General features: G+C 64.8%; 10 protein-coding genes. 4 read left to right on the plus strand and 6 right to left on the minus strand.

The annotated features are described in order from the left end of the window. Window positions 1-153 precede the first annotated feature (153 nt). Window positions 154-1,389, minus strand: coding sequence for an outer membrane protein assembly factor BamC (gene bamC / locus OKW27_RS22675; protein ID WP_429334932.1), 1,236 nt, complete (start codon window positions 1,387-1,389; stop codon window positions 154-156). Between the two features lie 398 nt (window positions 1,390-1,787). Between bamC and OKW27_RS22680 the strand changes: the two genes are divergently transcribed. Continuing rightward, window positions 1,788-2,249 carry a DUF2844 domain-containing protein gene (locus tag OKW27_RS22680; protein ID WP_429334933.1) on the plus strand — a complete coding sequence of 154 codons (462 nt, stop codon included), beginning with the start codon at window positions 1,788-1,790 and terminating at the stop codon, window positions 2,247-2,249. 69 nt (window positions 2,250-2,318) lie between these two features. After that, window positions 2,319-3,587 (plus strand): DUF3443 domain-containing protein, encoded by a 1,269-nt coding sequence (locus OKW27_RS22685; protein WP_429334934.1) that lies wholly within the window; start codon window positions 2,319-2,321, stop codon window positions 3,585-3,587. Window positions 3,588-3,636: 49 nt separating this feature from the next. On the opposite strand, the gene OKW27_RS22690 is transcribed toward OKW27_RS22685, so the two are convergent. Next, on the minus strand, window positions 3,637-4,089 hold the full coding sequence (locus tag OKW27_RS22690; RefSeq protein WP_429334935.1) for a hypothetical protein: 453 nt from the start codon (window positions 4,087-4,089) through the stop codon (window positions 3,637-3,639). A gap of 206 nt (window positions 4,090-4,295) precedes the next feature. Between OKW27_RS22690 and OKW27_RS22695 the strand changes: the two genes are divergently transcribed. Further along, on the plus strand, window positions 4,296-4,922 hold the full coding sequence (locus tag OKW27_RS22695; protein ID WP_429334936.1) for a cadmium resistance transporter: 627 nt from the start codon (window positions 4,296-4,298) through the stop codon (window positions 4,920-4,922). A 99-nt stretch (window positions 4,923-5,021) separates the two neighbouring features. Here OKW27_RS22695 and OKW27_RS22700 read toward each other — a convergent pair whose 3' ends face one another. Next, a complete protein-coding gene (locus tag OKW27_RS22700; RefSeq protein ID WP_090800949.1) occupies window positions 5,022-5,354 on the minus strand; it encodes a hypothetical protein in 333 nt (110 codons plus the stop codon). 397 nt (window positions 5,355-5,751) lie between these two features. On the opposite strand from OKW27_RS22700, the gene leuA reads away from it, so the two are divergent. Further along, on the plus strand, window positions 5,752-7,458 hold the full coding sequence (gene leuA / locus OKW27_RS22705) for a 2-isopropylmalate synthase (RefSeq protein WP_429334937.1): 1,707 nt from the start codon (window positions 5,752-5,754) through the stop codon (window positions 7,456-7,458). A gap of 130 nt (window positions 7,459-7,588) precedes the next feature. On the opposite strand, the gene OKW27_RS22710 is transcribed toward leuA, so the two are convergent. From OKW27_RS22710 to boxB, 3 genes are all read right to left on the minus strand, one after another. Next, entirely contained in the window at window positions 7,589-8,368 is a 780-nt protein-coding gene (locus OKW27_RS22710) for an amino acid ABC transporter substrate-binding protein (RefSeq protein WP_429334938.1), read from the minus strand. A 278-nt stretch (window positions 8,369-8,646) separates the two neighbouring features. Beyond that, window positions 8,647-9,885 carry a benzoyl-CoA 2,3-epoxidase subunit BoxA gene (gene boxA / locus OKW27_RS22715; RefSeq protein ID WP_429334939.1) on the minus strand — a complete coding sequence of 413 codons (1,239 nt, stop codon included), beginning with the start codon at window positions 9,883-9,885 and terminating at the stop codon, window positions 8,647-8,649. 16 nt (window positions 9,886-9,901) lie between these two features. After that, the gene (boxB, locus tag OKW27_RS22720; RefSeq protein WP_429334940.1) at window positions 9,902-11,329 is read right to left on the minus strand and encodes a benzoyl-CoA 2,3-epoxidase subunit BoxB; all 1,428 of its coding nucleotides are present in this window, start codon (window positions 11,327-11,329) and stop codon (window positions 9,902-9,904) included. Window positions 11,330-11,364 lie beyond the last annotated feature (35 nt).

Here is an 11,364-nt window from a genome sequence, read left to right on the forward strand (position 1 = left end):
GGCAACCGCGCCGGGTCGCGGCTTGCCGTCTGGTCACGTTACATCGGCTCACGCGCGGGCCCTTCGCGCGTCAAATGCATAGTCAAAAAAAACCGCCCGGATTTCTCCGGGCGGTTTCGTCGAACCGGCGGCGTCGGCCGCGAGGCTCTCGTATCAGTGCAGCTGGTCGGCCATCAGGCTCATGATCTGCTTGGCCTGCGAGCTTTCGTCGAGTTGCCCCTTGTCGTCGACCACGGCCACGCGGGTCTGATTCGGCGTCACCGCGCGCACGTTCACGCGATACTGCTTGGCGACCTTCTCCTTCTTGCCGTGGAAGACCTGGCTCCAGAAGCCCTGCTCGGCCGACGACATATCCTTCGGATCGACGTAGCGCACGAAATAGAGGCCGCGGCTCATGTCGCGATCGTCGACCGTGAAATTGCTGCGATCGAGTGCGAGGCCCACGCGCAGCCACGCGCGGTCATACGGCTCGCCGAGCGTGAGTTCGGTCGATGAGAGCTGCGCCGACGTGTTGTTGGCCGAATCCGCGTCCGGCATAGGCGGTTGCGCCGCGAGCGCGACGTTCTGCGCGACAACGGCGGCCGTCGCCGACTTCGCACCCGCCGTCGCCGCGTTCGGCGCGATCTGCGTGCCCGCGGGCGACAGCTCGGCGTTCTGTGTGCCACCCGCGTTGCTACCCGAATCGGCCCGCGCGAGCGAGACCATCAGGCGCTTCAGGTATTCCTGCTCGAGCGCCGGGTCGTTCGGCTTGGGTTGCCACTGGGTCGACTCGTTGTTCGTACCGGTGATCGCCTCACGCATGCCTTTCTGGCTGACGAACACGTAGGTGCCGCCGTTCGGCGCCGCTTCGAGACGCGTGCGGAACTTGTTGCGCTCCGAACTCACGTAGCTGTTGCCCATCGCCTTCGACAGCGTGTTGCGGATAAAGCCGTCGTTGATCTGCGCGTGGGTTTCGTTCCAGTCGGTTTCCATCACGCCCTTGTCGCGCTGGTCGACGACGAGCAGGAAGCCCTGCTCCTGCCAGAAGCGGCGGATTTGCGGCCAGGCCTGATCGGGCGTTTTGTTGTCGATCACGAGCCAGCTCTCGGTGCCGTCGCGCTGGATGTGGATGCCCTGGACGGGCGGCACGACCGCGACCGCGTCGCCGGCCGGCGCCTGTGCCTGCACCTGTTTCAGCGTGGACAGCGACGTTTCGCCGCCCTGCGGCGGCAGCGAACGCTGATCGGCCGTCTCGTCGATCATGTTCGGCGGTACGGCAAGCGATACCTGCTTCGAACGGGAGTCGCTCCTATAGTCGATTTTGGTCGGCGACGAGGTGCCGCAGCCGGCGACCAGCCCGCCTGCCATGAGCATTACTGCAAACCGCTTGGTGAGACGAAAATCAGTCATGTTCGGGGAATCCTTCCGCTACGCCACGGCAAGTTTCCGTGGATCAACCCAACATTTTACCGGTCCCGGCGAGGCCTGTGCAAAAACTGGGGTTTGCCCGCGAATCGCCGCATGCCACGGCTACGAAGCGACCACGGGAAAAAAATCCGCGCCCATCATGCTATTTGCCTTCTTATGAGGTAAATTTAACACTAAATAACACTTTCGAGTTGACCTTGGGAGTATTCCCAAGTCTTTGCCGGAGGCCCGCCGAATAAGGGCTTCCGGTCTGCATGCGGCTTGTTTTTAAACATTGCGTGCGGTCCTGTCCGCCGCGATGTGCAAAGACCAGAAAAAGCCAGCGCTAGATTAATCGAGTTATCTCAATAAAAAATCCGGCGCCAAAAGAGGAAGGCCTCATGTCCCAGTCCTGTCTCAATCCATCCGCGATCGCCTCGGCGATCGCCCTCGTCGCGTGCTGCGCGAGCTTCGGCGCGCATGCCGAATTGGGCGGCACGATGCCGAGCCAGGCGGTGTCGGGCGCGAGCGCGCCGCGCACGCTGCTCAATGGCGCACTGCGCGAGCGCACGTGGACCGACGCTGGCAATACGACCATCAACGAATACGCGACCAGCACCGGCCTGATCGTCGCCTACGCGTGGCAAGGCCCGACGATGCCGGATCTGCACGCGCTACTCGGCAAATACGGCGACTCGTACAAGACAGGCGCCGCGGCGGCCGACAGCGGCAATCTGCATTCGTCGCGGGTCACGCGCGCCGACGTGATCGTCGAGTCCGGCGGACCGATGCGCGGCTACGTCGGCCGCGCGTGGCTGCCGGCGGCTTTGCCCGCCGGCGTCACCTCCGACGACATCCAGTAACGCGTGCACCCCGCACGCGTCGCTCGCGCCCCCTTCACGCCTGGGTTCCAACCGACGGATCGCCACGCCATGAAATCCGCCTTGCGATTCCATGCCCTGCTTCTGATCGTCTGCGCGGCCCTCGTCGGCTGCGGCGGCGGGGGCGGCAGTTCCTCGTCCAGCTCGTCCGGCTCGGGCTCGACGCCGTCCGCGACCGCGCCGACCTCGTCGACCAGCTCCACGAGCGCGTCGAACACGACGCAGAGCGCGAACGTGCCGCAATCGACCACGCCCAACGTGCAGCTGGTCACGGTCGGCGTATCGCCCGGCAGTACGCGCAACATGCTGACGACGAGCGTCACCGTCTGCCAGGCCGGCACCAGCAATTGCGCGACGATCGACGACATCCAGGTCGACACCGGCTCGAACGGCCTGCGCATCCTCGCATCGGCGCTGCCGACGACCCTGTCGCTGCCGAGCATCGCCGCGGGCGGCGGCGTGAGCGCCGAATGCGCGGTGTTCGGCAGCGGTTATGCGTGGGGCTCGATCCGCAACGCGGACGTACGCATGGCTGGCCAACAGGCGTCATCGATTCCGATCCAGGTAATCGCCGACAGTGCGCTGCCCGCCGCACCCACCGACTGCGCGAACTCCGGCGCGTCGCTGCTGACGGTGTCGAGCCTGCACTCGAACGGGATCCTCGGCGTGGGCCTGTTCCCGGTCGACTGCGGCAACGGCTGCTCGAACTCCGCATTGCCGCGCTGGTACTACAGTTGCACGACGAGCGGCTGCACCGCAACCGCGCAGCCGCTCGCACAGCAGGTGACCAACCCGGTCAGCAGCTTCCCGCTCGACAACAACGGCGTCGTGATCGACCTGCCGGCCGTCGCCGATGCGGGCGCGGCCAGCGTGTCGGGCTCGTTGATCTTCGGCATCGGCACCCAGTCGAACAACACGCTGACGAGCCCGAACGTCCTGAAGGCGAACGCCGCGACCGGCTACGTGACGACGAACTCGGGCGGTCAGACCTATGCGGTGAGCTATCTCGACAGCGGCTCGAACGGCCTGTTCTTCCACTCGACGCAGTTCCCGTTGTGCGGCTTCTGGTACTGCCCGACTTCGACGCAGTCGGCGAGCGCGTCGATCACCGGCATCGATGGCGTGTCGAGCACGGTGTCATTCGACATAGCCAATTCGAGCACGCTGTTCTCGTCGTCGAACAACGCGTTCGACAATCTCGCCGGCAATTCGAGTCAGGGCTTCGGCTGGGGCTTGCCGTTCTTTTACGGCAAACGCATTTACACGGCGATTGCGGCGCGCAATACGTCGGCCGGCCAGGGGCCGTATTACGCGTTCTGAGGTTGGTTGGGTTGGATGCGCAGCGATGGCGCGAGACGCGGGCGGGAACTCAGCCCGCCGCGCTGGCGGGTTGCGCGGCCGGCGCGGCCGGCGCGGCCAGCTTTGCCGGCGCGAGCCAGCGGAATACGTCCAGCTCTTCGCCGTGGAACGTGCACTCGGCGGCGGCCGGCGTGCTGACCCTCTTCGGCTCGGCCTGCTTCGCGGCCACGTTGACGTCCGTCGCCGCTTGCGATGCCGATGCCGCGAGCGGCGTGGAGACCGCCACCTCGGACGCGCTTACCCGATGCTCGATCGTCCCCTCCACCACGACGCGCGAGCCGCGAATCGCGGCCCCGCGATGCGTGACCCGCAGCGTATCCGACGACATCCCCGACGGCGCCTCGGCCAGCTTGCTGCGCATCAATTGTTCGCATGCGCCCGAGTTGCGGGTACCGATCGTGCAGGCCGCCAGCAGCGCCACGGCGCTCGCGACACAGGCGATAGAGAGAAGGCGAATCTTCATCGATGTTCCGTTGTTCAAAGCCTCGGTCATTGTAGCTTACGACCCCGTCGCCGGGCTTCGCGGCCGCCTGCCGCTTGACCTTGACCCAGCGCATCGGCATTGTGTTGACCGGTCGCGCCCTCGATGGCGCAGCCGGCAGCCCGGTTGCCCACATTGCGCGGCGAATTCAAAACGACTCTACCCCCGGTAACGATCTCGGCTTCTTCATGCTCAGCCTCGTCCTGCTCGCGATCGTCGCCTACGCCGCGACCAATATCGACAACCTGTTCGTGCTGCTCGGCTTTCTGACCGAAACGGGCGTGGAGCGGCGCCGCGTGGTCGCGGGACAGTACGGGGGCTCTTTGATCCTCGTCGCCGCGGCGCTCGTGCTCGCGTCCTTGCTCACGCGCCTGCCGGCCGGTTATGTGGGCCTGCTCGGCTTGCTGCCGATCGTCGTGGGCCTGCACAAGGCCTGGCAGCGCTTCGGTCCCGGCCACGCGCGGCGCAACGCCAGCGAAGATGGCGAGGACAGCCACGCAAGCGCCCCGCCATCCGTTCGCGGCTCATCGAGCTGGACCGTCGCGAGCGTCGCCATCGCCAACGGCTCGGACAACCTCGCCGTCTACGTGCCGCTGTACGCGAGTCGTACGCCCGCCGAGAACGCGCTGGTTTCGCTCGTGTTCGTCGTGATGATCGGGCTCTGGTGCGCGGGCGCGGCATGGCTGGTCGACCACCCGTTGCTCGGCGCGCCGATCCGGCGCTACGGCTCGGCGCTGCTGCCGCTGATCCTGCTCACTATAGGCGTATCGGTGATGGTGAACAGCGATACGTTGCGACTTTGGTCCGGCGCGTGATCAACGCGGAGCGTCGACGAAGACTGCGCGGCACGCAACGGCTTCGGCTTGCCGCCTTCAGCGTCGTAGTCTTCGTCTGCCGATCCTGCTTCGCCAGTTTCAATTCGCCGGCTGGGGCGGTTGCACGTAAGTACGCACGCCCGCCAGCGGCGCGCCATAGCCGCCCGCGCTCGCGTTGTTCGGCAAGCCGTTGACCAGTTGCGCACGCGGATCGGTCGGATTCAGATTCAGCTCGCCCGCCTGCTGGTTGCCATGCGTCGGATACTCGCTGCCGCGCGCCGCCTGCGGCATCAGACCTGTACTGTTCTGCGGCGCGTTCATGTCGTTCTGCGCGCTGAGCCCCTGCGCGCCGGCCTGCCCGACGAACCCACATGCCAACGCCGCGCACGCGCAGATCCTCGCGAGGCCGGATATCTTCGCTACCCTTTTCATGTTCACCTCCTGCTCTGTGAATTGACGACGCCTCGTGAGCTCATCCCTGAATCGAGTGCCGCGCGAGCGTCCCACGGCACCTTTCATGCGAGCCGCCGCTCGCCCCCTTCTGCAGCCGAGCAGGCCGCGGCCCACTCCACCTCGGCCCTTGACGCTTTCTCAATAATATGTTCCCATTGCGCACTATGTACCGCGCCCAGACCACCCTATCGCTACTACTAGCCCGCTCTACCGGGCTAGGTCTGCTGCTGCGCGCGTCCGCTTCTCTCTGATACACCGAAGCATCGCTTGAATCCCCAGTAACTGACCCAGCCCCGGTTTCCGACCGGCGGCCCAGTATCGCGTTTTCGTCGTCCGGTCGACACCCGTTCCACGGTCTCTCCCCCGGATGATGAAAATGTTGAAAAACCCTTCTACCAAGTACCGTTCGTTCAAGCCGATCAATTTGACGGATCGCCAGTGGCCGTCGCGCACCATCACGCGCGCGCCGATCTGGATGAGCACCGATCTGCGCGACGGCAACCAGGCGCTGTTCGAGCCGATGAACGCCGAGCGCAAGATGCGCATGTTCAAGACGCTGGTGCAGATCGGCTTCAAGGAAATCGAAGTCGCGTTTCCGTCGGCGTCGCAGACCGATTTCAACTTCGTGCGCGAGCTGATCGAGGGCGGCCATATTCCCGACGACGTGACGATCGAAGTGCTCACGCAGGCGCGCGACGATCTGATCGAGCGTACTTTCGAATCGTTGCGCGGCGCCCCGCGCGCGATCGTCCATCTGTACAACGCGACCGCGCCGGAATTCCGCAAGATCGTGTTCGGCCTCGAAAAGAGCGGCGTGATCGAACTCGCGCAGAAGGCCGCGCGCACGATGAAACGCCTCGCCGACGCGCAACCGGACACGCACTTCACGCTGCAATACAGCCCGGAAGTGTTCAGCGGCACCGAACTCGAATTCGCGAAGGAAGTCTGCGACGCGGTGTTCGACATCTGGCAACCGACGCCCGAGCACAAGGCGATCGTCAATCTGCCGGCCACCGTCGAAATGGCCACGCCGAACGTCTACGCCGACCAGATCGAATGGATGCACCGCAATCTCGCGCGTCGTGACTCGCTGATCGTCTCCGTCCACCCGCATAACGACCGCGGCACGGCCGTCGCGGCCGCGGAGCTCGCGGTGATGGCGGGCGCGGATCGCGTCGAAGGTTGTCTGTTCGGCAACGGCGAGCGCACCGGCAACGTCGACCTCGTCACGCTCGCGTTGAACCTGTACACGCAGGGCGTCGACCCCGAGCTCGATTTCTCGAACATCAACGAAGTCGCGCGCACGGCCGAGGAATGCACGCAGTTGCCGGTGCATCCGCGTCATCCGTATGTCGGCGATCTCGTCTTCACCGCGTTCTCGGGCTCGCACCAGGACGCGATCAAGAAGGGCTTCGCCGCGCAGAAGCCGGACGCGATCTGGGAAGTGCCGTACATGCCGATCGATCCGAGCGACCTCGGCCGAACCTACGACTCCGTGATTCGCGTGAACAGCCAGTCGGGCAAGGGCGGTATCGCGTACCTGCTCGAGCAGAGCTACGGCGTCGTGTTGCCGCGCCGTCTGCAGGTCGATTTCAGCTCGGCCGTGCAGCGTTTCACCGACCAGAGCGGCCAGGAAGTCACGCCCGCGCAGATCTGGGAACTGTTCCAGCAGGAATACGTGCGCACGGCCGAGCCGGTCCGCTATATCAGCCACAGCCTGTCCGAGCATGACGGCCGCGAGCACATCAAGCTCAACGTCGAAATCAACGGCACGCCGCGCGTGCTGAGCGGCGCCGGCAACGGCCCGCTCGACGCGCTGATGCACGCCTTCGACGTGCCCGTGCGCATCCAGCACTACGAGGAACGCGCGCTCACGCAGGGCGCCGATGCGCGCGCGATCGCGATCGCCGAAATGGCCGGCACCGATGTGGCCGGCAGCGCGTTCGGCGTCGGTGTCGATGCGAACCTGATCACCGCGTCGATCCGCGCGGTGATCAGCGGCGTGAACCGCGCGTATGCACGCGTGAACACGGATGCCCAGGAGCGCTTCTTCGACGCCGCGCTGAGCGACGCGACGGTGTGAGGCCAGCGTCTGCCGCGTTGAACGTGCGGCACGCCGCATGTTCGACGGGCTGACGACAACGAAGAGGGGGCGTTTCTACGCCCCTTCTTTTTTAATGTGGATTTATCCGCGTCAACGTTTCGGTCGACGGTCAATGAAACACGTCCCGGCCGAAGTACTTCAGCGAAATCCGCTGATACGTACCGTCTTTTCTCATGCCGGCGAGCGCGTCGTCGATCGCCAGGCGCAGCTTCGGATTGCCCTTGCGGATCAGTACGGCCGACTTGTCGCTGCTATCGGGCGACGTATCGACCGCGACGACCTTGATCCTCGCCTCGGGCTCGCGCTTCCTGTAGTCGAGAAACGACAATGAATCGTTGACGGTCGCATCGACGCGGCCCGCGACGAGCAGCTCGATCGATTCGTCGAAGCCCTGCGCCGGGATCACCTGCGCGCCGTGCGCGGCCGCGATCCTGCCGACGTTGCTGGTCAGCGTATTGGCCGATTTGCGGCCCTTCAGGTCGTCGAAAGATTTGATCGTCGTGTTCTCCGATGCGACGATCAGCACCGCGTGCGACGTGATGTACGGGTCCGAGTAATCGTATTTGAGCTTGCGCTCGTCGGTGATCGCGACCTCGTTGATCACCGCGTCGTAGCGATTGACGTCGAGACCGGCGACCAGTCCTTCCCATTTGCCTTCGATGAATTGCGGCTTGACGCCGAGACGCTGCGCGATCGCGCTCCCAAGCTCGACGTCGAAGCCGGTCAGCTTGCCCGCGTCGTCGTGGTAGGTGAACGGGGCGTACGTACCTTCGGTGCCGATCCGGAACACGCCCGATGCCTTGATCCGCGCGAGATCGTCGGCACTAGCCGGATGCGCGAGTGCTGCCTGCAACAGCGCAATCATCGCAAGTGAACGAATCGGCTTCATCGGACGGCTCCGTCTGAGTGGCTGCGCGGGTGGCGGACTGCCGCGTTTGGCGGGGAGTGCCGGCGTGCGGCCGGCTGTGTGGGCCGACTGTAGCAAACCGTCCGCGATTTTCAAAGCGCTTCGCGCGCGGTGCGTCGATCCGCACAGGTCAGCCGCTGCGCTCTTCCGTCAAGCATATGGCGCAGGCAAAAAGGCCACGCAAGCGCTCATGCTTTCACGAGCCTTTGCGGAGCCTTTTCGCGCAGCTTTCGGTGTGGGTCGGCGTGTCGGCGCGCCGCTCAGTACGTCTCCAGATGCAGCCGCCCTTCCCGCTTCAGCTTCGCCCACAACGCTTCCCAATCGAGCTGATGCTGCTCGCCGATATCCTTGAGCGCCTGCAGCACACCGTCCTCCATGCCCTTGAGGCCGCACACGTAGATATAGGTGTTGTCGTCCTTCAGCAGGTTCGCGACGTCGGCCGAACGTTCGCGCATTGCGTCCTGCACGTAGCGCTTCGCCTGTCCCGGGGTGCGCGAGAACGCGAGCGTGGTGTCGATGAAATCCTTCGGCAGATTCGTCAGCGGTCCAAAGTACGGCAGCTCCTCCTTGGTACGCGCGCCGAAGAACAGCATCAGCTTGCCGGTCGCGCCTTTGAGGCGCTTGCGGCGGCGATACTCGGTCATCGCGCGCATCGGCGCGGAACCGGTGCCCGTGCAGATCATCAGCAGATGCGAGTTCGGATGATTCGGCATCAGGAAGGTGCTGCCGAACGGACCGATCACGTTGACCACGTCGCCCTTCTTCAGATCGCACAGATAGTTCGAGCACACGCCGTCGATCGCATCGCCGTGCTGCAGCGACACCCGCTTCACCGTCAGCGACACGTTGTTATAGCCGGGCCGCTCGCCATCGCGCGGACTCGCGATCGAGTACTGGCGCGCGTGATGCACGCGGCCGTCGGCGGCAGCTCCCGGCGGCAGAATGCCGATCGACTGGCCTTCGAGCACCGGAAACGGCATCGAGCCGAAATCGAGCACGATGTGATGGATGTCGCTCGACGTCGCGCTGTCGGTGAGCCGGTAGTTGCCGGCCACCGTCGCGGTGGTCGGCGCCTTATGCGTGTAGAGATTCACGTACGGCTTCGCGGCCGACCACGGCGGCACGAGCGCGCCGCGCACGGTATCCACTTCGATGCCGTCTGCTTCGGCGGCGCTGTCGCCCGCGGTGGACGCGGCCACCGGTTCTTCAGCCGGCACCGCCATCGTGTTCTGCTCCGGCAACACGTCCCACGTAAACTGCTCGTCGATCGAATACGCGTCGGCCTTCAGCACGGTGCGCCAGTTGTCGATCGCGCCGGTCGGGCACGGCGGCACGCAGGCCATGCAGCCGTTGCAGACGTCGGCCTTCACGACGTAGTTGTTGTCGTCGTGCGTGATCGCATCGACCGGACAGGTCTCTTCGCAGGTATTGCAGCGAATGCAGATCTCCGGATCGATCAGATGCTGCCGCAGAACTTCGACCGATACTGGCCCGTTCATGACTTCCTCGCCTGCTTCAATTGAAGCGCACGTATTCGAAATCGACCGGCTGACGGTTCACGCCCATCGCGGGCGGCGCGATCCAGTTCGCGAACTTGCCCGACTCGGCAACGCGGCCCATCAGCGAAGCGACGAACGCGCGGTCTGCCGGCGTGGCGAGCCAGTTCGCTTCGTTGGCGGCCCATTCGGCTTCGCTGAGCACGCGGCCCTCCGGCGACACCCGCGTGCCCGCGAACGTGCCGATCTGCCGGTTGAACGCCTTGTGCGGCACCGTCATGCGAAAGTCGATGCCGGCCTTCTCGAGCACCTTGTTCCAGCGCCCAACGCCCGCAACCGAGTCCTTGATGTAATCGTCGCGCAGCACTTCGTTCATCGCGTTGAGCATCGGCACTTCGCGCTCGACGAGCTTGCCGTCCTGCACGTCGAGCAGCTTGTAAGCAAGCTCGTTCAGGCGATGATCGTCGTCGCGCTTGCCTTCCTCGTAGCGGCCCTTCAGACCCGAGCTATAGAACGTCGCCGCGTTCGACGAATGATCGGCGCCGAACAGGTCGATCGTGACCGAGTAATGGAAGTTCAGATAGCGCTGGATGGTCGGCAGATCGATCACGCCGGCCGCGCGGATCTTCGCGACGTCGCCGGTGCCGAGTTCGTTCATCACCTGAGCGGTGCGCTGGATCACGCGCGACACGCCCGATTCGCCGACGAACATATGATGCGCTTCCTCGGTCAGCATGAACTTCGTCGTGCGCGCGAGCGGATCGAAGCCCGACTCCGCGAGCGCCGACAACTGGAACTTGCCGTCGCGGTCGGTGAAGTACGTGAACATGTAGAACGCGAGCCAGTCCGGCGTTTTCTCGTTGAACGCGCCGAGAATGCGCGGATTGTCCTCGTCGCCCGAGCGACGGCCGAGCAAGGCTTCAGCTTCCTCACGACCGTCGCGCCCGAAGTAGCGATGCAGCAGATACACCATCGCCCACAAGTGGCGGCCTTCTTCGACGTTGACCTGGAACAGGTTGCGCAGATCGTACAGCGACGGCGCGGTCAAACCGAGGTGACGCTGCTGCTCGACCGAGGCCGGTTCCGTATCGCCCTGCGTGACGATGATGCGGCGCAGGTTCGCGCGATGCTCGCCGGGCACGTCCTGCCACGCGGCTTCGCCCTTGTGCTCGCCGAAGTGGATCTTGCGATCCTGCTCGCCCGGCGTGAGGAAAATGCCCCAGCGGTACTCGGGCATCTTCACGTAGTCGAAGTGCGCCCAGCCGCCCGCATCGACGCTGACCGCGGTGCGCAGATACACGTCGTAACCGTGCGAGCCTTCCGGGCCCATGTCGCCCCACCATGACAGAAAGTTCGGCTGCCATTGTTCGAGCGCGCGTTGCAGCGCGCGGTCGTCGGCGAGGTTGACGTTGTTCGGAATCTTTTCGCTGTAGTTGATCGAGGACATGGTCGGTTCCCTGGGTCAGTTCCCTGTTCGGAAGC

Source organism: Paraburkholderia sp. 35.1 (assembly GCF_050436525.1).
Taxonomy (GTDB): domain Bacteria; phylum Pseudomonadota; class Gammaproteobacteria; order Burkholderiales; family Burkholderiaceae; genus Paraburkholderia; species Paraburkholderia tuberum.